26 protein-coding genes are annotated in these 22284 nt (G+C 70.1%); 18 read left to right on the top strand and 8 right to left on the bottom strand.

The genetic code is table 11. The features are described 5' to 3' along the window. Positions 1-3 precede the first annotated feature (3 nt). Positions 4-642 carry a hypothetical protein gene (locus ACFP2T_RS34240; protein WP_377429177.1) on the bottom strand — a complete coding sequence of 213 codons (639 nt, stop codon included), beginning with the start codon at positions 640-642 and terminating at the stop codon, positions 4-6. Further along, positions 639-2045 (bottom strand): selenium-binding family protein, encoded by a 1407-nt coding sequence (locus ACFP2T_RS34235; RefSeq protein WP_377429175.1) that lies wholly within the window; start codon positions 2043-2045, stop codon positions 639-641. The genes ACFP2T_RS34240 and ACFP2T_RS34235 overlap by 4 nt, the downstream gene beginning before the upstream one ends. A gap of 192 nt (positions 2046-2237) precedes the next feature. Here ACFP2T_RS34235 and ACFP2T_RS34230 point away from each other — a divergent pair, with 192 nt between their 5' ends. Next, positions 2238-3356, top strand: coding sequence for a golvesin C-terminal-like domain-containing protein (locus tag ACFP2T_RS34230; RefSeq protein ID WP_377429173.1), 1119 nt, complete (start codon positions 2238-2240; stop codon positions 3354-3356). A gap of 138 nt (positions 3357-3494) precedes the next feature. Then, the gene (locus ACFP2T_RS34225) at positions 3495-3887 is read left to right on the top strand and encodes a DUF2267 domain-containing protein (protein ID WP_377429171.1); all 393 of its coding nucleotides are present in this window, start codon (positions 3495-3497) and stop codon (positions 3885-3887) included. Between the two features lie 17 nt (positions 3888-3904). Here the strand turns inward: ACFP2T_RS34225 and ACFP2T_RS34220 are convergent, their stop codons facing one another. Further along, positions 3905-4078, bottom strand: coding sequence for a hypothetical protein (locus tag ACFP2T_RS34220; RefSeq protein WP_377429169.1), 174 nt, complete (start codon positions 4076-4078; stop codon positions 3905-3907). A gap of 290 nt (positions 4079-4368) precedes the next feature. Between ACFP2T_RS34220 and ACFP2T_RS34215 the strand changes: the two genes are divergently transcribed. From ACFP2T_RS34215 to ACFP2T_RS34155, 13 genes are all read left to right on the top strand, one after another. Next, positions 4369-5019, top strand: a complete 651-nt coding sequence (locus ACFP2T_RS34215; RefSeq protein ID WP_377429167.1) for a CDP-alcohol phosphatidyltransferase family protein — start codon at positions 4369-4371, stop codon at positions 5017-5019. Beyond that, positions 5016-5924 (top strand): DUF881 domain-containing protein, encoded by a 909-nt coding sequence (locus ACFP2T_RS34210; RefSeq protein WP_377429165.1) that lies wholly within the window; start codon positions 5016-5018, stop codon positions 5922-5924. The genes ACFP2T_RS34215 and ACFP2T_RS34210 overlap by 4 nt, the downstream gene beginning before the upstream one ends. Beyond that, entirely contained in the window at positions 5921-6253 is a 333-nt protein-coding gene (locus ACFP2T_RS34205; protein ID WP_196202618.1) for a small basic family protein, read from the top strand. The genes ACFP2T_RS34210 and ACFP2T_RS34205 overlap by 4 nt, the downstream gene beginning before the upstream one ends. A gap of 10 nt (positions 6254-6263) precedes the next feature. Beyond that, positions 6264-7313, top strand: coding sequence for a DUF881 domain-containing protein (locus ACFP2T_RS34200; RefSeq protein ID WP_377429163.1), 1050 nt, complete (start codon positions 6264-6266; stop codon positions 7311-7313). Between the two features lie 68 nt (positions 7314-7381). Next, positions 7382-7762, top strand: a complete 381-nt coding sequence (gene gcvH / locus ACFP2T_RS34195; protein ID WP_377429161.1) for a glycine cleavage system protein GcvH — start codon at positions 7382-7384, stop codon at positions 7760-7762. A gap of 214 nt (positions 7763-7976) precedes the next feature. Beyond that, complete coding sequence (gene odhI / locus ACFP2T_RS34190; RefSeq protein ID WP_377429159.1) at positions 7977-8429, top strand: oxoglutarate dehydrogenase inhibitor Odhl; 453 nt, start codon at positions 7977-7979, stop codon at positions 8427-8429. After that, complete coding sequence (gene ftsR, locus ACFP2T_RS34185; protein ID WP_377429157.1) at positions 8426-9199, top strand: transcriptional regulator FtsR; 774 nt, start codon at positions 8426-8428, stop codon at positions 9197-9199. Before odhI ends, ftsR begins: the two co-directional genes overlap by 4 nt. A gap of 295 nt (positions 9200-9494) precedes the next feature. Beyond that, positions 9495-9959 (top strand): bifunctional nuclease family protein, encoded by a 465-nt coding sequence (locus ACFP2T_RS34180; protein ID WP_196202622.1) that lies wholly within the window; start codon positions 9495-9497, stop codon positions 9957-9959. A 202-nt stretch (positions 9960-10161) separates the two neighbouring features. Further along, a complete protein-coding gene (locus tag ACFP2T_RS34175) occupies positions 10162-10803 on the top strand; it encodes a MerR family transcriptional regulator (protein ID WP_377429155.1) in 642 nt (213 codons plus the stop codon). 193 nt (positions 10804-10996) lie between these two features. Then, positions 10997-11617 (top strand): SanA/YdcF family protein, encoded by a 621-nt coding sequence (locus tag ACFP2T_RS34170; RefSeq protein ID WP_377429153.1) that lies wholly within the window; start codon positions 10997-10999, stop codon positions 11615-11617. Between the two features lie 251 nt (positions 11618-11868). Then, positions 11869-12318 (top strand): group I truncated hemoglobin, encoded by a 450-nt coding sequence (locus ACFP2T_RS34165; RefSeq protein WP_377429151.1) that lies wholly within the window; start codon positions 11869-11871, stop codon positions 12316-12318. A 2-nt stretch (positions 12319-12320) separates the two neighbouring features. Continuing rightward, positions 12321-13496 (top strand): globin domain-containing protein, encoded by a 1176-nt coding sequence (locus tag ACFP2T_RS34160; RefSeq protein ID WP_377429149.1) that lies wholly within the window; start codon positions 12321-12323, stop codon positions 13494-13496. Further along, on the top strand, positions 13493-14200 hold the full coding sequence (locus ACFP2T_RS34155) for a DivIVA domain-containing protein (protein WP_377429147.1): 708 nt from the start codon (positions 13493-13495) through the stop codon (positions 14198-14200). Before ACFP2T_RS34160 ends, ACFP2T_RS34155 begins: the two co-directional genes overlap by 4 nt. 86 nt (positions 14201-14286) lie before the next feature. On the opposite strand, the gene mgrA is transcribed toward ACFP2T_RS34155, so the two are convergent. After that, positions 14287-15282, bottom strand: coding sequence for an L-glyceraldehyde 3-phosphate reductase (gene mgrA, locus ACFP2T_RS34150; RefSeq protein ID WP_377429146.1), 996 nt, complete (start codon positions 15280-15282; stop codon positions 14287-14289). Positions 15283-15535: 253 nt separating this feature from the next. On the opposite strand from mgrA, the gene ACFP2T_RS34145 reads away from it, so the two are divergent. Next, complete coding sequence (locus ACFP2T_RS34145) at positions 15536-16174, top strand: carbonic anhydrase (protein WP_377429144.1); 639 nt, start codon at positions 15536-15538, stop codon at positions 16172-16174. A 9-nt stretch (positions 16175-16183) separates the two neighbouring features. Here ACFP2T_RS34145 and ACFP2T_RS34140 read toward each other — a convergent pair whose 3' ends face one another. Then, positions 16184-17566 carry a caspase family protein gene (locus ACFP2T_RS34140; RefSeq protein ID WP_377429143.1) on the bottom strand — a complete coding sequence of 461 codons (1383 nt, stop codon included), beginning with the start codon at positions 17564-17566 and terminating at the stop codon, positions 16184-16186. 88 nt (positions 17567-17654) lie between these two features. On the opposite strand from ACFP2T_RS34140, the gene ACFP2T_RS34135 reads away from it, so the two are divergent. Further along, positions 17655-18020, top strand: coding sequence for an effector-associated constant component EACC1 (locus tag ACFP2T_RS34135; RefSeq protein WP_377429141.1), 366 nt, complete (start codon positions 17655-17657; stop codon positions 18018-18020). A 25-nt stretch (positions 18021-18045) separates the two neighbouring features. Continuing rightward, complete coding sequence (locus ACFP2T_RS34130) at positions 18046-19221, top strand: hypothetical protein (RefSeq protein ID WP_377429139.1); 1176 nt, start codon at positions 18046-18048, stop codon at positions 19219-19221. Positions 19222-19259: 38 nt separating this feature from the next. Here the strand turns inward: ACFP2T_RS34130 and ACFP2T_RS34125 are convergent, their stop codons facing one another. Genes ACFP2T_RS34125 through ACFP2T_RS34115 form a run of 3 tightly spaced genes read right to left on the bottom strand, consistent with a single transcriptional unit; the run spans position 19260 to position 22283 of the window. Continuing rightward, positions 19260-20228 carry an ABC transporter ATP-binding protein gene (locus tag ACFP2T_RS34125; RefSeq protein WP_377429137.1) on the bottom strand — a complete coding sequence of 323 codons (969 nt, stop codon included), beginning with the start codon at positions 20226-20228 and terminating at the stop codon, positions 19260-19262. After that, positions 20197-21354 carry an ABC transporter ATP-binding protein gene (locus ACFP2T_RS34120; RefSeq protein ID WP_377429136.1) on the bottom strand — a complete coding sequence of 386 codons (1158 nt, stop codon included), beginning with the start codon at positions 21352-21354 and terminating at the stop codon, positions 20197-20199. The genes ACFP2T_RS34125 and ACFP2T_RS34120 overlap by 32 nt, the downstream gene beginning before the upstream one ends. Continuing rightward, positions 21351-22283: an ABC transporter permease gene (locus ACFP2T_RS34115; RefSeq protein ID WP_377429134.1), complete on the bottom strand. Its 933-nt coding sequence runs from the start codon at positions 22281-22283 to the stop codon at positions 21351-21353. The genes ACFP2T_RS34120 and ACFP2T_RS34115 overlap by 4 nt, the downstream gene beginning before the upstream one ends. Position 22284: the final 1 nt, after the last annotated feature.

Genomic DNA, 22284 nt, shown 5'->3' with positions numbered 1-22284 from the left:
TCGTCAGGCCGCGGCGACCAGGGTGAACAGCCCGGCGGTGACCAGCACCGCGGCCCAGAGCCGGTCGAGGTTGACCCAGGCCCGGCGGAGCACTCCGGTGCCCAGCACCTCGTACACCAGCACCGCGCAGCCGGCGGCCACCGCGAACATCGCCCCGGTGTGCACTCCCGCCGCCACCAGTCCGGACAGCGCACCGGCCGGCGCCGCGGCCAGGTGGGCGCCGTGCCCGGACCCGCCCGGGGGCGGGGCGGCCAGCAGCACCGGCAGCAGCATCAACCCGGCGCCGTGCGCGGAGGAGACCAGGAACGACCAGCCGGCCAACTGGGCCAGGGACAGCCGCATCCCCACCCACCGGAAGTGCCGCCGGGACAGCAGCCGCCAGAGCCCGAACCCGACGAGCAGCAGACCGGTCAGCAGCGCCACCACCGTGCTCGCCAGCACCGATCGGGTGGCGCTGACCAGGCTGGCCACCACGGCGACCGATGCCGCGTGTCCGGCCGCGATCGCCGGCAACGATCTCAGCAGGGCCGCCCGGCTGCCCTCCTGTAGTCCCCGGGCGACCGCGAACAGCCAACCCATGGCGGGGTTGAGCCCGTGGAACGCGCCGAGCGCGACCAGCCCGGTCAGCTGCTGCCAGGTCACCGGAAGCAGTACGAGTCGGAGGAGGCGTCCCCGCCCTGCAGCCGGGTCTGGTGCACCCGGAGGCCCCGGAAATCGTCCCCGTGCGGGAAGAACCGTGGGTCGACGGCTAGGCCGCCGGCATCCGGGTCGACATCCAGCTTGGCCTGCCAGGCGCCGACCCCGTCCGGATAGAACTGGTCGTCCCAGGCACCGTAGAGGGAGTTCGTCAGGTAGACCCGGCGACCGTCCCGGCTCACCTCGACCATCTGTGGCCCGCCGGCCAGCGGCAGGTCCGGTCGGGCCGGATGTGCCGCTCGGCCGACGATTCCGCCGAGTCGCACCGAGCCGGTCTGCACCGGGTGGAAGGGGTCGCCGACGTCGTACTGCCGCAGCTCGCCGGTGCCCCAGCAGGAGACGTACAGGAAGCGGTCGTCGACGGAGAGGTCGATGTCGGTGACCAGCGGAGGCACCGCGCCGAACGGCTTGAGCAGGTCGGGCAGGAGTTCCGGGTCCGCCGGCTCGGCCGGGATTTCGATCACCCGGGTGGCCGTCCACCGTTCGCCGTCGCGGTGCCACACCCAGATCGAGGCGGAGAGGTCCTCGACACTGATCACCACCCCGACGAAACCGTACGTCTTCGTCGGATCGTGCGCGGGCCGCAACTCCAGCGGCATCTGGTACGCGTCGCCCAGGTCGACGGTCTGCACGTGGCGCCGCTGGCGCAGGTCCCAGAAGTGCAGGGCGTGGCCGTACTTGCGGCCCAGCAGGAGTTCGCCGACGATGCCGTCCTCGATCATCGACGGGGTGCCCCACTCCGAGGTGACCATGACGTCGTGGTTCAGGTGCCACCAGGCGTCGTACGCGAGGAACTGTGGCCCCCGGTCGGCCTCCCAGGCACCGCGTACCTCGAAGGTGTCGTGGTCGAGTACGGCGATCCCGCCGGGGCCGTCCGCGCCGTGCGCCCCGCCCAGGGCGGAGACGTAGATCCCGTCCGGACCGCAGTGCACCGTGTGCGGGCGGGAGTAGCCCGCCCCGTCCGCGAGTTCCTTCGCTTCCAGGACCTTGACGATCCGCGGCCGGGTCGGGTCGGCCTTGGTGTCGAGTACGTGGATCCGGGACGAGCGCAGCCCCGGCACGATCAGGTAGCGGCGTTCGACGTGCGGATGCGGCGCGGTCGGGCAGAGCGCGCTGCTGCACGCGTTCCAGCCGAAGTGATGCAGTTCGTCACCGGTGTACGGCAGGTCGGTCCAGCCCACCACGGTGCCGTAGCCGGCGGAGTCGGGGTCGACGTCCACCACGGCGATCGCGTCGGGCCGGCGCGCCTCGCGGTCGAAGGCCGCGACGTAGGCGAGCTTCTCCGGCGGCGCGCCCACCGCGTCGCGGGGTGAGGCGTAGAAGGTGGGGTCCGGGGTCCATCTGGTCATGGTGTGCTCCTGTCCACGGTTCGCCCGGTCATCACGTCCCTTGCCTACTCAACCTATCGAGATAGTCAGATATAGCGGAAGGGTGTCGTTGTGGCCTCTAGCGGCACACGTCGATGGTCTGGTAAAAATTCCTTCAACATTGCTCGGCGCTATCAAGGAAACCTTCAACCCCCGTTTACTGGAGGTCCACCCGTGACCGGCAACCCCCTGTCCCGCCGCGATGTCGTACGCGGCGCAGTGTTCCTCGGCGTCGGTGCCGCCACCGGCGGCCTGTCGATCGCCGGCGCCCCACCGGCGCTGGCGGCGCCCGACGACTCGTCGGTGCTGGCCGTCCCCGTCCCGACCATCGCGAGCTGCGCCACCTGGGGAGCGCGGTCCCCAGGCTCGCTGAGCGTGATCTCCTCGTCGCCCGACAAGATCGTCATCCACCACACCGCCGGTGCGAACAGCACCACCTACACCCAGGCGGCCGCGTTCGCGATGGCCCGCAGCATCCAGAACTTCCACATGGACGGGAACGGCTGGTCCGACTCGGGGCAGCACTTCACGATCAGCCGTGGCGGATACATCATGGAAGGCCGGCACAACAGCCTGGCGCGGCTGCGCGCCGGCAGCGGGATGGTCGTCGGCGCGCACTGTCCCGGTCAGAACGACAAGGGCATCGGAATCGAGAACGAGGGCACCTACACCAGTGCCACCCCGCCCGCCGCCCTGTACGACAAGCTCGTGCAGTTCTGCGCGTACATCTGCGAGCAGTACGACATCGGCGCCTCCCGGATCTACGGGCACCGCGACTACATCGCCACCGCCTGCCCGGGGAACGTGCTCTACGGCATGCTGCCGCAGCTGCGTACCGACGTCGCCGAGGTGCTCGCGGGCGGCGGAACCACCCCGCCGCCCGCCTTCAGCACCATCATCGACAACACCACCAGCGGCCGGTTCACCGCGAGCGCCAACTGGCTCACCTCCAGCTACTCCGCCGAGCGTTACGGAGCCGACTACCGGTACGCCAACCCGGAGGCGATCAGTGACGTCGCCTACTACAAGGCGAACATTCCGGCGGAGGGCAGCTACCGGATCGACGCGTGGTATCCGGGCATCGCCGGGTACAACACCGCCACCCCGTACATCGTGGTGACCAAGAGCGGCAACCAGACCGTGGTCGTCGACCAGAGCACCGGCGGCGGTGCGTGGCGGTCGCTGGGCACCTTCACCCTGACCGCCGGCGACAAGAACGTGGTCGGGGTGAGCCGGTGGAGCGGTGCCACCGGGTACGTCGTCGCCGACGCGGTCCGGATCACCCGGGTCTGAGACCGACCGGTCCCGTCCGGGATCTGATCCGACCGGTCCCGTTCCGGACCGGACCGCCCGCGCATCATCGCCGCACCGGTGGGTAGACCGTGCCGGCGGTCGGTATTCGGCGGTCTGGTTCCGGACGGGGGTGGGGGAGTGCGGTACGACGAGTTTCTCGCCAAGGTACGGGAGCGCGGCGAGTACGCCGACGCGGCGGAGGCGGAACGGGTGACCCACCTGGTGCTCGGGATCCTGGCCCAGCGGTTGCATCCGGACGAGGCCGAGGACCTGGCCGCCCAGTTGCCGGGGCCGCTGGCAGCGACCCTGATCTCGGCCGGGCAGGGCGGAGCGGGCGGGTTCGGGGCGCGGGAGTTCCTGGGCCGGGTGGCGACCGGCGCCGGTGCGACGGCCCGCACCGCCGAGTGGGACGCGAGTGCGGTCCTGTGCACCGTGACCGAGGCGGTCTCCGGCGGGGAACTCAATGACGTGCTGACCCAGCTTCCGTCCGGGTACGCCCCGTTGTTCGGCCGGGCGGGTCTGAGCGGCTGACCGGGCCGTACCCGGGCTCACGCGTCCCGGCGCGGAATGCCCGCACCGGTCGACGCCACGAGCGCGTGGCGGCCACCAGCGTCCAGGATGCCCCGGCAGGTGACCCCACCTGCCGGGGCATCCTGCTTCCTCAAAAAGCCGTGCGAGCCGAGCGCCGGTGCCGCCGGACCACCGGCGCCGACAATCGTCATTCTAGCTTCCTAGGATGCCTTGCGGGACGTGCCCCACGTCACATCCTGCGCGACAACAAAACCACGAACGCACCGGGCACGGTCGGCCCGCCCGAATTTCGGCCGGATATAGTGGCACGGCAATTGAGCAGCAACGGAACTCGCGTCAGCGAAGGCCGAGCTGTGTCAGGCGCCGGCATCACCGGGGGTGCGGCATGCATTCCGGGGGAGGGGTCGGCCGGAAACGCGTACCGGTCCTGCGGACCCGTCCAGGCGGCGGGGCGCCGAACCGTGGCGTGGAGGGAGGTTCGGTGTCGCGTCGGCCGGCGCGGGCGAGTGATACCCAGCCAACCGGTGGCGCCGCCGCCGAGTCCGCCGGCACCACGGGGCGGATCCTCACCGTCCCCAATCTGATCAGCTTCACCCGACTGCTCGGGGTGCCGCTCTTCCTCTACCTGTTCCTGGTGACCCACGCGGACGTCGCCGCCCTCGTCGTGCTGGCGGTCGGCGGTCTGAGCGACTGGGTCGACGGGTACGTCGCCCGACGCCTGCGCCAGGTCAGCCGGCTCGGCGAGCTGCTCGACCCGGTCGCCGACCGGCTCTACATCCTGGCGACGCTGGTGGCGCTGACGGTCCGCGACGTGGTGCCGTGGCAGTTCACCGTCGCGTTGCTGGCCAGGGACGTCGTGATGACGGTCAACATCGCGGTACTCCGGCGGTACGGTTACCGCCCACCGCCCGTGCACTATCTCGGCAAGACGGCCACCTTCGTCCTGTTGGCGGCCTTCCCGACGCTGCTCCTCGCGGACGCGTCCGCCGGTGCGGCCACCGCCGCCGGGGCGATCGGGTGGAGCCTCGCCCTGTGGGGGCTGGCGCTCTACTGGCTGGCGGGTGCGCTGTACCTGATCCAGGCGGCCCGGTTGATCAGGGCGGCCCGATCTTCCCGGGCGGAGGTGGCATGACCGAGCCCGGCAAGCGGGCCTACGCGCCGGATTTCCTCACCGAGCTGTTCCGCAACCCCCTCGATCCCGGGTACGCCGACGCCGCCGAGCAGCGCCGACGGGCCGTTCCGCCCACGGGTTGGCGACGGTCGGCGCCTCGGACGGTGAGCGTGGTGACCCTGGTTCTGCTGGGCTTTCTGCTGGCGGTGGCCTATCGCCAGACGATGGCGGCGGAGCCGAGCCGGAGCGAGGCCCGGGCGGGCCTGGTGGCGCAGATCAAGCAGCGGGAGGCCGACAACGCGCGGTTGACGGCCGAGTCCGACCGGTTGCGGGACGAGGTCGCCCGGCAGCGGGACGCGGCGTTGTCCGGAAGCGTGGCCGCCAACCTGCGGAACCTGGAGGCGTCGACGGGTCTGGGTCGGGTCCGTGGTGACGGGGTCGTGGTCCGGGTCGCCGATGCGCCGACCAAGGCGGACGCGGTCACCGGGGCCGGCGGGACCAATCTCGGCCGGGTGCTGGACCGGGATCTGCAGGACGTCGCGAACGCGCTGTGGAGCGGTGGGGCGGAGGCGATCTCGATCAACGGGCAGCGGCTGACGGCCACCTCGACGATCCGGGCGGCCGGTGGCGCGATCCTGGTCGACTTCAAGCCGGTGATCGGCCCGTACGAGGTGTCCGCGATCGGTCCCCGGCAGTTGGAGCGGCGGTTCCGGGACAGCGCCGCGGCGCGGTTGTTGGACAGCGTCGCCGAGGAGCACGGGATGTCGTTCGACTTCCGGGGTGTGGACGATCTCACTCTGCCGGCGGCGACCGAACCGCAGTTGCGTTATGCCAAACCCTCGCCCAGGCCCACTCCGACGTCGTCGGGGTCCGGGTCGTCGGCGGGGTCGGGGGCGTCCCCCAGTCCGCTTGGAGGTGGCCGATGATCGCTGTGCTCGCGTTGTTCGCCGGGGTGCTCCTCGGCGTCTGGTTGGATCCGACGGTGCCCTCGGCGCTGTTGCCGTACCTGCCGATCGCCGTGGTCGCGGCGCTGGACGCGGTGTTCGGCGGGGTGCGGGCCAAGCTTGACGGCATCTTCGACGACAAGCAGTTCGTGATCTCGTTCATCTCGAACGTGCTGGTCGCGGGCATCATCGTCTATCTCGGTGACCAGTTGGGTGTGGGTGGGCAGTTGTCCACGGGTGTCGTGGTCGTGCTCGGCGTCAGGATCTTCGGCAACGTGGCGGCTATTCGCCGGCACCTGTTCCGGGCGTAGGTTCGTGGCGATGGCTGAGTCGGAGAAGGAGAACGGCGGGGGTCCGGGGGCGCCGGACGGTGCCGAGCGTGGGCCGGCGTCGGCGGGTACCCCGCTCGGTTCGGATGCCGGAGACGGACCGGAGGGTGGTCCGGAGGGTTTCCGGGCGGCGGCGGGTGACTCCGGTGCGGCCGATCCACCGGTCGTCGAGGGCGGCCGCCCTGGCGATGGCGGCGTGGGTAGCGGTTCGGCGGATTCCGGTGACGGTCCCACGGTGCCGCTGCCGTCGGAGCACGAGACGGTGCGGCTGCCGACCGACGACGAGACGGTGCGGCTGCCGTCGGAGCGGGCGGCGGCGCCGGTGGGGTCGCCGTTCCGTCGGGTTCTGCCGCGGCTGACCACGGCCAACGTGATGATCGCGGTGCTGCTGGCGCTGTTGGGTTTCAGCCTGGTGGTGCAGTTGAAGTCGAACTCGACCGACGCGTCGTTGGAGAGCGCCCGCCAGGAGGACCTGGTGCGGATCCTGTCGGATCTGGATGCGCAGGAGGAACGGGTCCAGCAGGACATCGCGGGGCTGGAGGAGAGCCAGCGGCAGTTGAATTCGGGTGCGCAGGGGCGTCAGGCCGCGTTGGACGAGGCGACCCGGAGGGCGGACGAGCTGGGCGTGCTGGCGGGGACGTTGGCGGCGCGGGGTCCCGGGTTGACGGTCAGCTTCATGCCGGTGACCAAGCCGATCGCGGCGTCCCGGGTGCTCGACGCGGTGCAGGAGCTGCGGGGTGCGGGCGCGGAGGCGATGCAGATCGCCGGGGGTGACGGCGCGACGGTACGGATCGTCGCATCGACGTACTTCCTCGACGCGAGCGGCGGAATCTCAGTAAGTGGACGCCGGCTGACGGGCCCCTACATGATCATGGTCATAGGTGATCCGAAGACGATGCAGACCGCGTTGAACATCCCGGGCGGGGTGGTGGCATCGGTCAGTGGCGACGGCGGTAACGTGGCGATCCAGGAACGGGAGGTGGTCGACGTGACGGCCCTCAGCCCGCCCAAGGATCTGCAACACGCGCGTCCGGTTTCCTGACCGGCGCGGCCGGGGCCGGCGACTGCCGGTCCCGGTGTTGATTGGTGCGACGGAGAAGGACGCGTCTGGTGATTCCTGAGGACCTGCGATACACCGCCGAGCACGAGTGGGTGGCGGGCGACGGCAGCGGACCGGTGCGGGTGGGCATCACCCATTTCGCGCAGGACGCGTTGGGTGACATCGTGTACGTCCAGCTTCCCGACGAGGGTGCGGCGGTGCAGGCCGGCGACTCGTTCGGTGAGGTGGAGTCGACCAAGAGTGTCTCCGAGATCTACGCCCCGGTGACCGGTACCGTGGTGGCGCGCAACGAGCAGCTCGCCGACACCCCTGAGGTGATCAACACCGACCCGTACGGTTCGGGTTGGCTGGTTCAGATCGCGCCGAGCGATCCGGCGGCGCTGGCCGAATTGCTGACCGCCGAGGCTTACCGGGACTTGACCGAGAGCTGATCGCGGTGACGCCAGCGCGGGGTTCTGTCCGCGCGTCTGGTTGCCCTGTATTTCGGCGCTGGCTAGGCTCGCCCAGTCGACCGAGAACCAATAGTTGCGCGTTGCGGAAATGCCTTCCCGGGCACGGGGGAGCCAGCCGCTGGGCCTCGACAACGCCCGGCGGCCAGACCCGTCAACCCCGACGCCGACCGAACAGATCCGTGAGGTGGTCCCAATGACGCGCCCAGACGACGAGTTTCCCCCACTCGACGTCACATCGACGCTCAACCTTGGTTCTCTCGACGAGATGTTGGAGGGGCCAGAGACCGACGTCGTTCCAAGCCGCATGTCGGGTTCGCTGCCTCCGGGCATGGCGCTTCTCGTGGTGCGACGTGGCCCGAATGCCGGTGCCCGGTTCCTCCTGGACCACGATGTGACCACGAGCGGTCGGCATCCCGACAGCGACATCTTCCTCGACGACGTCACCGTGTCGCGACGGCACGCTGAGTTCCACCGGGACAGTGGCACGTTCACCGTCCGCGACGTGGGCAGTTTGAACGGGACGTACGTCAATCGGGAGCGGGTCGAGGCGGCGACGCTGAGCAACGGCGACGAGGTGCAGGTCGGCAAGTTCCGACTGGTCTTCATCGCCGGTCCGCGTCCGGAGGAGGGGGCCATCCGGGGGTGAACGAGCGCGCGGCGGCGGCTGTTCCCGATCCGGGGGCGGTCGCTCGAGGCCAGCCCTTGATGAGTATCGGCGAGGTGCTGGCGCAGCTACGGGTGGAGTTTCCCGACACGACGATTTCCAAGCTGCGCTTTCTTGAGTCCGAGGGTCTGGTCGAGCCGCAACGCACGCCGGCGGGTTACCGCAAGTACAGCTGGGACGACGTGGCGCGGTTGCGGTTCGTCCTGACCGCGCAGCGGGATCAGTACCTGCCGTTGCGGGTGATCCGTGAGCAGCTCGCGGAGGCGGCTCAGGAGGGGCTGCCGGGCTCGGAGCGGCCGAGGCCGTCGCTGGTGGCGGTCGGGCCGGACGGTGAGGTGCCGGGCCGGGAGGTCGGTGCCGGTGTGCCGGGTGAGTCGGCGGAGTCCCGGCTGGGGCGGACCGAGTTGCTGTCCCGTAGTGGGATCGACGAGACGATGCTGACCGAGCTGGAGCGGATGGGTCTGGTGGTGTCCCAGCCGCCGGGGTGGTACGACGCGGATGCGCTGGTGATCACGCAGGCGGTCGCGGGTCTGGCCGCCTATGGTCTGGAGCCGCGCCATCTGCGTGGTTACCGGACGGCGGCGGACCGTGAGGTGGGGTTGTTCGCCCAGTTGGTGGCGCCGTTGGCGCGGCAGTCGGATCCGGCCGCCCGGGCCCGGGCGGCCGAGGCGGCGCGGGAGTTGGTGGGGCTGTCGCAGCGGTTGCACGCCGCGTTGGTCCGGGTCGGGTTGCGGGGGACGCTGGGGCGCTGACGGCGCTCCTGGACGGTGCCGTCGGTCGCGTGTGTGGCGGGACCGTCGGCACCCTTTGCCGGGGCGGGGCGTGTGTGCTCGCGCACTCGGCCAGCAGGAAAGATCTGTGTCGGCGGGCGTGGCGTAGGCTTCCCGGGGTAACCGGCTCGGGTGCGGCGGGTGCGGGCGGCGCGCGTGGGGCGGCGGTATCCCGGCCCGTGTACCGTGCAGGGAAGGGGAATGCCGGCTCCGGCGGCGGGTAGCATCGCCGCCGCAGGACGGTGGTGGGGACGACGACAGCGACACGGAGGCGGCGGTGCGCGAGCTGAGCGTGGTCGGGGTTCGGGTGGAACTGCCCACCAACCAGCCGATCGTTTTGCTCAGAGAGGTCGAGGGCGACCGTTACCTGCCGATCTGGATCGGTGCGGTCGAAGCCACCGCGATCGCCTACGAGCAGCAGGGGGTCAAACCGGCCCGTCCACTGACCCACGATCTGCTTCGGGACATTCTCGCCGCGTTGGAGGCGCCGTTGCGCGCGGTGGAGATTGTCGAGCTGAAGGAGAACGTCTTCTATGCCGATCTGCTGATCGGCGACGGTCTGCGGGTGTCGGCCCGGCCGAGTGATTCGATCGCCCTGGCGTTGCGGGTCGGTGCGCCGATCCGCTGTGCGGAGCAGGTGTTGTCCGAGGCGGGCATCATCATTCCGGACGAGCAGGAGGACGAGGTGGAGAAGTTCCGGGAGTTCCTGGAGCAGGTCCGCCCGGAGGACTTCGCCGGCTGAGCGCCGGTCCGCGCGGGGCCGGGGTGTTGTCGGGCCGCGGTGACTTCTGGTTCGTCCGGGTACGCGTGGGGTGATCGTCGAGGTGCGGCGTGTCGCGGCAAATCCTGCGAGGTAAGCCTTCAGCCGGGCTATAGGGTTGGGCCTGTCGAGGGGTGCACGTCCCGGAAACGACGTGTCACCGCACGGGCGGGGAGGTTGTCCGATGCATGAGCCACAGGACCCTGATCCGGGGACATCTGGTTACCGGCGCGGTGAGGACCAGCGTCACGTCGAAGGACATGGTCGGGTCGCGGAGGATCACCCGGTCGACGATTCCGCGATCGAGGACGGCGCGGTCGGTTACCGGGGTGTGACGGCGTGTTCGGCCGTCGGCATCAGCTATCGGCAGTTGGATTACTGGGCGCGTACGGCGCTGGTGGTGCCGAGTGTGCGGGACGCTTCGGGTTCGGGTACGCAGCGGCTCTACTCGTTCCGGGACCTGGTCGTGCTCAAGGTGGTGAAGCGGCTGCTCGACGCGGGGGTGTCGCTGCAGAACATCCGGCGGGCCATCGAGACGCTGCGGTCGCGCGGGGTGGCGGATCTGGCCGGTATCACGTTGATCTCGGACGGTACGACTGTCTACGAGTGTCGGTCTCCGGAGGAGGTCGTCGACCTGTTGCAGGGTGGGCAGGGCGTGTTCGGGATCGCCATCGGTGGTGCGTTCAAGGAGATCCAGGGGTCGCTGTCGCATCTGCCGGCCGAGCCGGCGGGGGAGCCGACGCCGGTTGGTACGTCCGCGGAGCCGGTGGCGGCGGATGCGGGTGACGAGTTGGCGGCCCGGCGGGCGCGTCGCCGGGCGGGCTGAGGCGGTTCGCGCTGTCGCCCGGGGAGCGCGGCGGCGGGGACCTGCTGCGGCCGGGCGTCCGAGCCGTCATGATCGTCGTCGCATAATGGGTGGTATGCCAGCTGGTCCGCCGGAGTCGTCCGGTCCCATCCCGATTGTCCGTCCCGGTGGCCGGCGCCGTTGGTGGCGTCGGCTGATTTTCGGGGTGTTGGCCGTGGCGCTCCTGCTGCCGGTTTCGGTGGTCGGCAGTGTGCTCTGGATTCGCCAGTCGGCGGAGGACCACGTCTACGATCTGGCCGGGGTGCCGGCGGCACCGGTCGCGCTGGTGCTGGGTGCCCAGGTGAATCCGGACGGCACGCCGTCGGCGTTTCTGGCGGCCCGGTTGGGGTTGGCCAAGGAGTTGCTGGATGCCGGCAAGGTGCGGGCGATCCTGGTGTCCGGGGACCACGGCCGGTGGGAGTACGACGAGCCGGGGGCGATGCGCCGCTGGTTGGTCGACCGGGGTGTGCCGGCCCGGCAGGTGGTCGAGGACCACGCGGGTTTCGACACCTACGACTCCTGTCTGCGGGCTCGTCGAATATTCGGTGTCGATCGGACCATTGTGGTCACGCAGAGCTTCCATATCGCGCGGGCAGTGACGGTGTGCCGGCGGGTCGGTCTGGACGCGGTGGGAGTCGGGGACGATTCGGTGCGCCGGTTCGAGCGGGCCTGGAACTGGGGTGGATTTCGGGAGAACTTCGCGGCGGTGAAGGCGGCGTACGACGTGTTGATTGGGCGCGACCCGGTGTTTCTCGGTCCGCCCGAGCCGGGCGTCCGGGATGCGCTGGCTGGGTGAATTGTCGGTGCGGCCCCTGTGATTTGCGGGATTCCGATCCCATGGGGATGATGACCGCCCGGTCGAACGGCATCGATGAATAGCGAATTGGCTGTGTACGGAAGACACCGTTTCGGGTCGGATGACACAGAACGGGTGGGCGCGGTAGTGTCCCCACGCAGTGCCGCTCGTCGGCGATCCGCCCCCCGGGTCGGCAACCTGTGCCACGCCCCTCAACGCCGCGCGACCCCTCTCGCGCTGGAAGGAAGACCGTGACGGAACCAGAAGACAGCGCCGTGTCATCTCCCTCGGCCGGCGCCAACACTCCCAGCAACGGAACGGCTGCCCGCCCCTCGCACTACGAGCGGATCGGCGGGGCGGAGTCGGTGAAGGCCGCGGTTGGGCTGTTCTACGACCGGGTGCTCGCCGACGCCGAGCTGGCCCCGTACTTCACCGCCATCAACATGGAGGAGCAGCGGCGGCATCTGGTGTTGATGCTGACGGTGGTGCTCGGCGGTCCGAACAACTACGCCGGCCGAGGTCTGGCCGAGGCGCACCAGCCGCTGGACATTCCGGACGAGCACTACGCCCGGGTCGGCGCGCATCTGATCGACACGCTGACCGAGCTCGGCGTGCCGGCGGACATTCTCGACGACGTGCGGGCAACCCTGGTTTCGGTCCGTGACCAGGTGGTGTCGAGCGGTACCTCGGCGGGCGTTTGACCGTGGACGTAGCCCGTCTCAAGCAGAGCTGGCACCTGGTCGCCGGGCACGGCGATCAGGTGCCGCTCTACTTCTACTCGACCCTTTTCCTCGCCCACCCCGAAGTCCGGCAGATGTTCCCGACGAACATGGCGGGTCAGCGGGACCGGTTGGTCACCGCGCTCGGGCATGTCGTCTCCAATGTGGACCAGGTGGACCAGCTGGTCGGGTTCCTCCAGTCGCTCGGCGCCGACCACCGCAAGTTCGCGGTCCGGGCGGAGCACTATCCGGCGGTCGGCGAGGCGTTGCTGGCCACCCTGGCGCACTTCCTCGGCGAGCACTGGACCGAGGACCTGGCCCAGGACTGGACAGCGGCGTACGGGCTGGTCGCGAAGGTGATGTCCGACGGTGCCGCGGCGGCCGAGAACGTCAGCCCGCCGTGGTGGGTCGGCGAGGTCGTCGCGCACGAACCCCGTACCTTCGACATCGCGGTGCTGACCCTGCGCCCGCAGTACCTGCTGCCGTTCGAGCCGGGCCAGTCGATCGGGGTGTCGAGTCCGGCGACCCGGGCCTGGCGGTACTACTCGCCGGCGAACGCTCCGCGCAGTGACGGCACGATCGAGTTGCATGTTCGGGCCGTTCCGGGAGGCGCGGTGAGTTCCCGGTTGGTCTACGGCACGAGTGTCGGGGACCAGCTGCATCTGGCGGCCCCGCTGGGGGAGCGGCTGACGTCCCGCCAGGTCGGGGCCGGCGACCTGTTGCTGCTCGCCGGTGGCACCGGTTGGGGGCCGTTGAAGGCGCTGGTGGAGCAGGTGGCGGCGGAGGGCGGTGGGCGGCGGGTCGACGTGTACGTCGGTGCCCGGTCGCGGACCGAGTTCTACGACGTCGACGCGATCGAGAAGTTGGTGGCGTCGTACCCATGGTTGCGAGTGACGTACGTGGTCAATGCCGACCCGTCGCGTCCCGGCGAGTTCGTATCGGTGGTCGACCGCGCGCTCGCCGACGGCGACTGGCGTGGCCGGCACGTTTTCGTCTGCGGTTCGGACCTGATGGTGTCGAGCGCGGTCAGCGGGCTGACCCAGGCCGGTTACCACACCGGGCAGCTGCACTACGAGGCGTTGGGCGGGCAGTGGTACTCGCCCGGACGGCGGGTCGGTGACGTGCAGGAGCAGAGGGCGGCAGATGGAGGTACGCAGTGAGCGCCAGCCCGATCAGCGAGTACAACCGCGCCACGGCGGTGACCGGTTCGGGGCAGCGGGTCCGGCTCACCGCCGACCGGGTCCGTCGGTGGGAGTTCGCGACGTCCGCGTTCACCCGTCGGGGCTACGACGACCGGGACGTCGACCGGTTCCGTCATCAGGTGGCCGACGAGTTCGACCTGTTGGCGACGCAGGTTGCCGACCTGCGGGCCGAGAACCAGCGGTTGCACGACCATGTGGAGCTGCATCGGCACGGGGTGTTGCCGAGTGCCAGCAGCCGGCCGCAGTTGCCGGGGGCGAAGGAGGTCAACCTGCTGTCGGCGGCGCAGCGGGAGGCGGAGCAGATCATCGCCCAGGCGCACGACTACGCCCGCCGGGTCGCCGAGTACGCCAGGGTGCAGTACGAGAACTATCTGCGGGCGGCCGCCGAGGACGCCCGCAACGAGGCGGAGAAGGCGGTACAGGACTACCGCGCGTCGGCCGGGTCGAACTTCGACGACACGGTCGCGACCCGGGAGGCGTTGAAGATTTTCGGCGAGATGATGATCTCGCACATGCAGGCGGCTGCCCGGCACCTGGACGACGGCAGTGAGCATCTGGCCCGGACCATGGACCGGATCGCCCGCGAGGCCGGCCCGGGGGTGGCCGGGCCGCAAAGTCCTGGCCGCCCGGCGTTGTCGCCCCGCCCGGAGGCTCAGCGCTGATCGAACCGGTTGGCCGGGACGGACGCCCGATCGGCGTTCCCGTCCCGGCCAGGTTCACGCGCACGCGCCCAGCTGGCTCCCGACGCTCAGGCGCCGGTCAGGTGGCCCTCGATCTCGGTGAGTTCGGCGTCGGTCAGTTCGAGGTTGTCCAGCGCCGCCACGTTCGCCTCGAGTTGGGCCACACTGCTCGCACCGATGATGAGGCTGGTCATCCGGTTGTCCCGCAGGGCCCAGGCCAGGGCCAGTTGGGCCAGCGACTGTCCCCGCCGGGCGGCGATCCCGTTCAGCGCGCGGACGGTCGTCATGGTCGTCTCGTCGAGGTCACTCTCGTCGAGGAAGACGCTGGTGCGGACCCGGGAGTCGGCCGGGATGCCGTCCAGGTAGCGGTCGGTCAGCAGGCCCTGGGCCAGCGGGCTGTACGCGATGCAGCCGGCGCCCGCCTGTTCCAGGGTGTCCAGCAGCCCGTCCCGCTCGATCCACCGGTTGATCATCGAGTACGACGGCTGGTGGATCAGCAGCGGCGTGCCGAGTTCGGCCAGGATCGCGGCGGCCCGCTCGGTCTGGACCGAGTCGTAGTTGGACAACCCGACGTACAGGGCCTTGCCGGCGCGGACGACGGCGTCCAGTGCCGTCATCGTCTCCTCCAGCGGCGTGTCCGGGTCGGGCCGGTGGTGGTAGAAGATGTCGACGTAGTCGAGTCCCATCCGGCGGAGCGACTGGTCCAGCGACGAGACGAGGTACTTCCGGGAACCCCACTCGCCGTAGGGGCCGGGCCACATGTGGTAGCCGGCCTTGGTGGAGATGATCATTTCGTCGCGGTAGGGCGCGAAGTCGGCGGCCAGCACCTGGCCGAAGTTCCGCTCGGCCGAACCGGGCGGCGGTCCGTAGTTGTTGGCCAGGTCGAAGTGCGTCACCCCGAGGTCGAACGCCCGGCGGCAGATCTGCCGCTGCTGCTGCCACGGGCGTTCCTCACCGAAGTTGTGCCAGAGGCCGAGCGAGATCGCGGGCAGCCGGAGGCCGCTGCGGCCGGCCCGGCGGTAGTTCATCGAGTCGTAGCGGTCGTCCGCGGCAACGTAGGTCACGCTGCCACCCTATTGATCCGCTCCGGCCGTGTCGCAACCGGCCGGGAGCTCGACCGACGCCGTAGCCTGCGGTGTGTACACCCGCCACGCGGTGCCGGCGGCACCGCGTGGTTTCGGTGTTCCGTCGCTCACGGTCGGGTTGGTTTCGGCTGACCGGCGGGGACGATCCGTGGTATCTGATCGTTACGCATCAGGTCGCCGAAGGCGTCGACCTTTGCTCACCAGCTGGGTTGGCACCGTCGAAAGGGACGTCATGGCATACCTGGAACACCGACCGGCCGGGCCGGCCGAGGCACTCGACGAGCTGCTGGCCGGCAACGAGCGGTTCGTCACCGGTACCCGGATCCATCCGCACCAGGATGCCGAGCACCGGTCGGTGGTGGCCGCCGCGCAACGGCCGTTCGCCGTCGTGTTCGGCTGTTCCGACTCCCGACTCGCCGCTGAGATCATCTTCGACCGGGGCCTGGGCGACCTGTTCGTGGTGCGGACCGCAGGGCACATCGTCGGTGCCGAGGTGACCGCCAGCATCGAGTACGGCGTCGTGGTTCTGGGCGCGCCGCTGGTCGTCGTCCTCGGCCACGACTCCTGCGGCGCCATCCAGGCCACCCACGCGGCGCTGAGCGGCACCCGGCTGCCCGGCCGTGGCCTGGGCGCCATCGTCGACCGGGTCGTCCCCAGCATCGAGGACGCGCACTCCCGCCAGATCACCGACGACGCGGGCGTTGCCGGCGTCCACATCCAACACACCATCGGCACGATCACGTCTCCGGGCACCGAACTCGCCGAGGCGGTGGCCGCCGGCCGGTGCGACGTCGTCGGGATGTTCTACCGGCTCGCCGACGGCCGGGTCACGGTCACGGTCTCCGGGACCGCCGCGCCCGCCGGCCACTAGCCTGCTCGGTCAAATGGCCGTCTCGGCGATTCTCCCATCCGATCCCCACATTGGGTTCCGGACCAGCGCGAGATTCCCGATGCTGTTGGTGCCCTGATGCGAGGGCGCCGGCATCCCGTGACTACGAAGTCGCCGAAGCAGATGCGGGTACAACTCGTTGACCTGGATCAGCCTGTCGCTGTCCGGGGTTCCCTCGGCCAGGACCTGCAACAGCGCGGCGGTGAACGACGAGTTTCGGGAGCCCTCCGCAGCGTGTGCGGGCCTGGTCGCGGACGTGGCGGTGAGCGTGTAGGCACCGGCGACGTCCAGTTGACCGCTGACCAGTCCGCCCCCCGCCATCCACTCGATCGCCCGGCCGGAAAAGCAGCAGTCGAGGATGACGAGCCGGTTCACCGCCGGGCTGTTGAGCATCGCCCGGCGGACCTGGTCGTATGGCAGCGAGGTGAAGATCTCGTGGCGACTGCGGGTGTTGTGCAGGACGAGGTGCAGGTTTCCGTCGCTCGGCACGACACCGTGCCCGGCGTAGTAGAAGACGAGGGTGTCGGTGGTTTCCTCGGCGATCTGAGCCAGGGCGCCGGCTATGGCCGGGCCCGGGTCGTGGAACGTGTGGACCCGTGCGGGGTCGAAGCCTCCGTGTTCAGGGTCGGCGAGCCGGGACGCGAGGTCCGTCAGGTTATTTCGCACCGACGGCAGCGGCGGGTAGTTGTCGTCCTCGAACTGCGCGGCGCCGAGCAGCACGACCGAGGACTCCGCCATGACGGGCAGGCGTCCGGCGCGCGGAGGACGGTCCGCCGCCGGCACCGACGGGCGTTGCGATGGCTGCGGGGGCGCCTCGCGCGGGCCGGCGGCGGTTGCGTCGCCAGCGGCCAGGCTCGCCTCCGCTACGGCGGCGGCTACCGATGTGGGTTCCGCCACGTTCGCGGCGCCGGTCCACCGCAGACCTGCCTCGACAGCTGCGTCATCCAGGATCCGTGTTGGCAGTTGCGCGTAGTGCCGTCGGAGATCCTTTTCCTGCGCCCGGCTCAGCACCTGAGTGCCGAACGCCTTCCGGAGGTCCTGGGTGAGCGCCCGGACCACGTCCAGCCTGAGGCGGTCCTGCCGCGCCGACTCGTCGCGCCACCACACCGGGTCGTGCATGGCCGTTCCGGCTGTCCGCTGCAGCTCGGCGTCGAGCGCCAACAGCCGCCGGTACACCGGCGCGTTGGGACCCTGGCGGGTTACGGCACGCTTCCAGAAGTCCCGCAACCAGGCGAGATGGGTGTGTAGGTCAGCGGGCGTCATGGCGGGATCGATCGCGTACTGCCGCAGGAGGTCATCGGGAAAGGGGCCTTGGGAGCCGCGAAGCGGAATGATGACCTCACGCGCGTAGCGGGCCGGGTCAACAGTCAGCATCTGCGGTCCAGGTATCCCAATAATCGACAACTCAGAATGGGCCGAGTGGTGCTAGCGGATCCGACGGGCACCGAAATAGGGTAGCTCGATGCTGCTCTCGGTTATGTCGGCCGACCGGATGGAAGCGTCGCGCGCGTTGGAGGACTGGTTGCGGCGCGAGCCTGACCTTCGCGGTGTGAGAATCCGGCCGGTGGTCACAAAGGCCAAGCCCGGCGAGATGGGCGCGGTGACAGACGCGCTCGAAGTGATCGCCAACCACGACGCGATCGTCACCGCCGTGGCCGCGACGATCGGTATCTGGCTGACGGCCAGGACCCGGGCCACCAGGATCCGAATCCGGCATGGGGAACGTGAGATCGAGATCGAGAGCAGTCGCATGAAGGATGCCCATCAGATCGCGGTCCAGATCGTGGAGCAGCTCGCGGTACCGAACGGCCGGGAGGAGTCCGAATGACGTCGCGCGCCTGTGGGATGGGCTGATGAACGCGACGCAGTGCCCGCACTGCAACCACCAGATCAATCGGAATCGTCTCTGGTACCAGTGTGTGGGTCGCGGCACGCCCGGACGTGGAGGTTGCCGCCGCGCGCCCGATCCGAGCCGCATGCGCGAGACCGGGTGGGCAGAGCCCAGCTATCCCTCGTTCCCGTGGCGCGGATGGGGGAGCTGGCCGCAACAAGCCGCCTGCCCTAACTGTGGCGGTGTCACCGGCGTTCGGGTCTGCCCGTACTGCCACACCCCGGTGACCTCTGGTTTCAGCACGGCGCCGACCCGCTCCATCACTCTCGTCGGAGAGGTGGCAAGCGGCAAGACGGTCTATCTGCAGGTGCTCATGCAGGAGTTGCTGAACAACGCACGGATCTGGTTCGACGTCGACGTCAGCCTCGGCGATGACGAGGCGCGGCAGCGACAGTTGACCGACGGGGTGGACCGATTGGTCCGAGAGGGCCAGCTCCTCTCGCAGACTGCGGCCGCGCGGGACGGCCGTCGCCAGCCCGTGGTCATCGAATGGCGACAAGCCTACAAAAAGGCTGGCATGTTGCGGCGGTACCGGGCCACACATCTGGCACTTTACGACACGGCAGGGGAGGACCTGCGGACCCGGGAAGACACTCAGGAGCTGCAGTATCTCGACGGCACGGACGCGATCATCCTGGTCCTCGATCCGTTTCTGATCGAGGAGGTCGCCAGGCAGGCGCACCTCCCCGTGCAAGGGATTATCCGTTCCGGCTCGAACGGGGCGATCATCACGAGAATCTCCGAATACCTGCGAGCCACCCGCGGGATCGCCGGAGATCGCGGGATTCCGCTCCCGGTCGCGGTCGTGGTGTCCAAGTTCGACGTGCTCTTCACGGCGTTGGGAATGGCACACCCGCTGCTGCGTCCACCACCACCTGTCGACGGCTACGACGAGACCGCTGGTCTGGCCACCCACGACGCGGTGCAGGCTCTCCTCCTTGACTGGGACGCAGGCGACATCGATGCGCGACTGCGCCACAACTTCGCCAACTTCCGATACTTCGCCGTCTCGGCGCTGGGCGCGCCGCCCCGCTATTCAGTGGGCCTCATCAGTGAGGACGGAATCCGTCCGTTCCGGGTCACCGAACCGCTGCTGTGGCTACTCGCCTCGTTCAACCTCATCCCACAGCGACAGTAAGCTTCCAGTCGGAATCGACGCGAGCGGTGCGGTGCTACTCAGGGCTGCCGCAGCCAGCACCGGGCCAGGTGTCCGGCGCCGACATCGAACTCCGGCACCGGGCTGCGGCAGACGTCCATCGCGGCGGGGCACCGGTCCCGGAACAGGCAGCCGGTGTCGGTGGTGGCGGGCTGCTGGCCGCCACGCAGTGCCCGCATGCCGCCGGGGGTCACCGTGCGTGAACCGCCGCCGGGGTCGGGTGCGGCCGAGGCCAGCAACTGGGTGTACGGGTGCGCCGGGCGCAGGATCACGTCGTCGCTGGGGCCGGACTCGACCACCTGACCCCGGTACAGCACCATGATCGACGAGGCGAAGTAGCGGGCGGTGGCCAGATCATGGGTCACGTACAGGACCGCCAGCTCCTCCTCCCGCTTGAGCCGGTCGATCAGGTTGAGGATCTCCAGTCGGATCGACACGTCGAGCATCGACACCGGCTCGTCGGCGAGCAGGATCCGGGGGCGGGGCGCGAGCGCGCGGGCGATGGCGACCCGCTGCCGCTGCCCGCCGGAGAGTTCGTGCGGCAGCCGGCGGGCCACCTGGTCGGCCGGGGTGAGGTTGACCCGGGTCAGCAGGTCGCGTACGGCGGTGCGGAGGTCGGCCGAGTCCCGGGCCACCCCGTGCAGGCGCAGCGGCCGGCGCAGGTGGTACTCCACCGTGTGCGAGGGGTTCAGCGACCCGAACGGGTCCTGGAACACCATCTGCACGTCCCGCCGGTAGCGGCGTACCGCCCGCCGGTCCGCCCGCACCGGCGTCCCGTCGAGCCGGATCTCCCCGCCGGTCGGTGACGTCAGCCGGACCAGCATCCGGGCGATCGTCGACTTGCCGCTGCCGCTCTCGCCGACCAGCGCCACCGTCTGCCCGGACCGCAGTTCGAAGGAGACGTCGTCGACCGCCCGCAGTGTCCGGCGTCGGCGCCCGTCCCGCAGCGGGAAGTGTTTACTCAGATGGCTGACGGTCAGCGTGGTCATCCGGCCCTACCTCTGGTTCGTGAACTGTCACCGCTCGTGCCGGCTCGGGGTCGAACCGTCCGGCCCGTAGTTCGGGCGGTGGGCCGTCGGGCCGTATCGCCGGGTCGTAGTGCAGGCAGGCGACCTGGCTGGTCGCCGTGCCGGTCTGCGCCGGCCGCAGGGCCGGGTCGATCCGGTGGCAGGCGTCGAAGACGTACGGGCAGCGGGCGGTGAACGGGCAGCCGGGCGGGGGCCGGGACAGGTCCGGCGGGATTCCCGGGATGCCGTGCAGGACCGTCCGGGGGCCCCGCAGGCTCGGGAACGAGCGCAGCAGCCCGACGGTGTACGGGTGGTGCGCGGCGGTGTGGATGTCGGCGGCGCGGCCGTACTCGACGATCCGGCCGCCGTACATGACGGCCAGCCGGTCACTGATCTCCAGCAGCAGCGACAGGTCGTGGGTGATGAACACGACCGCGAAGCCGAACCGGGCCCGCAGCCGGTCGATCTCCTCCAGGATGTCGCGTTGCACCACGACGTCGAGCGCGGTCGTCGGCTCGTCCATCACGATCACGTCCGGGCGCAGCGCCATCGCCATCGCGATCATCACCCGCTGGCGCATCCCGCCGGAGAGTTCGTGCGGGTACGACGAGAGCCGCTCCGGCCCGATGCCGACGAGGTCGAGCAGTTCCCGGCACCGGTCCTCGCGCTCGCGGCGGCCGAGTTCGGGACGGTGCGCGGTGAAGACGTCGGCGAGTTGCCGGCGTACCGACAGCACCGGGTTGAGGGCGTTCATCGCGCCCTGGAAGACCATCGCGACCCGGTTCCACCGGAACCGGCGCAGTTGCTCGCCGTGCAGCGTCGACAGGTCGACCGGGGGCCCGTCGTCGGGACGGAAGACGACCTCGCCCGCGAGGAGCCGGCCCGGCGGTTTGAGGAGCCGGGTCATCGCGTAGGCGAGGGTGGACTTGCCACAGCCGCTCTCCCCGGCGATGCCGAGCACCTCGCCCCGGGCCAGGTCGAAGCTGACGTCCCGGACGGCCTGTACCGGGGTGGTGCCGTCGTAGACGACGTTCAGGCCGCGTACCGACAGCACGGCGTCGGTGCCGCCGGCCGGCACGGGCGGCGCGGGCGCCCCCTCGACGGTCATCGGGTGTGCCCCGGTCCGGTCCGGCGGTTACGTCGGGCGACCCGCAGTCGGGGGTTGATCAGCTCGTCGAGACTGAAGTTGATCAGCGCGAGTCCGGCGCCGACCAGCGCGATGGCGAGCCCGGGTGGCACGAACCACCACCATGCGCCGAGGGAGAGGGCCTGCGAGTTCTGCGCGAAGTAGAGCATGGTGCCCCAGGAGCCGGCGCCGCCGAGGCCGAGGAAGGCGAGGGCGGCCTCGGTGAGGATGCCGCCGATGACCGCGAAGACGAACTGGGCGGCGATCAGCGGCAGCAGGTTGGGCAGGATCTCGAAGGTGATGATCCGCCAGCCGGGTTCGCCGCTGACCCGCGCCGCGTCGACGTAGTCGCGGGAGCGCAGCGACAGGGTCTGGGCCCGCAGCACCCGGGCGGAGCCGGCCCAGGCGGTGATCGAGACGATCAGCGCGATGGCGAGCGCTCCCCGGGTCTGCACGTAGTCGGTGATCAGCACCACCAGCGGCAGTCCGGGCAGTACCAGGAAGACGTTGCTGAACAGGGAGAGTCCCTCGTCGGTGTGGCCGCCGACGTATCCGCCGACGACGCCGACCCCCACCGAGACGACGGTGGCGAGGACGCCGACGACGAGTCCGACGATCATCGAGCCGCGGGTGGCGACGACCAGTTGCCGGAACACGTCCTGGCCGGTGTTGGTGGTGCCGAGCAGGTGGTCGGCCGACGGCCCGAGCAACCGGTCGTCGCTGACCAGGTTCGGGTCGCCGACCAGCAGCGGGCCGACGACGGCGACCAGGCCGAAGAACCCGACGATGCCCAGACCGGCCACGAGTTTGCGGGAGTGCAGCAGGCCACGCCAGCGGGGCCGGCTGGTCGGGACCACGACGCCGGGTACGACCTCGCCGGTGACGTCGCGCTGGGTCTCGATGGTCGCCATC

The organism is Plantactinospora solaniradicis (genome assembly GCF_042658085.1).
Lineage (GTDB): Bacteria > Actinomycetota > Actinomycetes > Mycobacteriales > Micromonosporaceae > Plantactinospora > Plantactinospora solaniradicis.
Note: the sequence above shows the minus strand (reverse complement) of the source record. Positions and strands in the feature narration are given on the sequence as shown.

Coding starts and splice junctions, on each gene's coding strand:
- ACFP2T_RS34235 (WP_377429175.1), bottom strand. CDS start 2,045: ATGACCAGATGGACCCCGGACCCCACCTTCTACGCCTCACCCCGCGAC.
- ACFP2T_RS34220 (WP_377429169.1), bottom strand. CDS start 4,078: ATGACGATTGTCGGCGCCGGTGGTCCGGCGGCACCGGCGCTCGGCTCG.
- ACFP2T_RS34210 (WP_377429165.1), top strand. CDS start 5,016: ATGACCGAGCCCGGCAAGCGGGCCTACGCGCCGGATTTCCTCACCGAG.
- ACFP2T_RS34205 (WP_196202618.1), top strand. CDS start 5,921: ATGATCGCTGTGCTCGCGTTGTTCGCCGGGGTGCTCCTCGGCGTCTGG.
- ACFP2T_RS34200 (WP_377429163.1), top strand. CDS start 6,264: ATGGCTGAGTCGGAGAAGGAGAACGGCGGGGGTCCGGGGGCGCCGGAC.
- odhI (WP_377429159.1), top strand. CDS start 7,977: ATGACGCGCCCAGACGACGAGTTTCCCCCACTCGACGTCACATCGACG.
- ACFP2T_RS34175 (WP_377429155.1), top strand. CDS start 10,162: ATGCATGAGCCACAGGACCCTGATCCGGGGACATCTGGTTACCGGCGC.
- ACFP2T_RS34145 (WP_377429144.1), top strand. CDS start 15,536: ATGGCATACCTGGAACACCGACCGGCCGGGCCGGCCGAGGCACTCGAC.
- ACFP2T_RS34140 (WP_377429143.1), bottom strand. CDS start 17,566: ATGCTGACTGTTGACCCGGCCCGCTACGCGCGTGAGGTCATCATTCCG.
- ACFP2T_RS34135 (WP_377429141.1), top strand. CDS start 17,655: ATGCTGCTCTCGGTTATGTCGGCCGACCGGATGGAAGCGTCGCGCGCG.
- ACFP2T_RS34130 (WP_377429139.1), top strand. CDS start 18,046: ATGAACGCGACGCAGTGCCCGCACTGCAACCACCAGATCAATCGGAAT.
- ACFP2T_RS34125 (WP_377429137.1), bottom strand. CDS start 20,228: ATGACCACGCTGACCGTCAGCCATCTGAGTAAACACTTCCCGCTGCGG.
- ACFP2T_RS34120 (WP_377429136.1), bottom strand. CDS start 21,354: ATGACCGTCGAGGGGGCGCCCGCGCCGCCCGTGCCGGCCGGCGGCACC.
- ACFP2T_RS34115 (WP_377429134.1), bottom strand. CDS start 22,283: ATGGCGACCATCGAGACCCAGCGCGACGTCACCGGCGAGGTCGTACCC.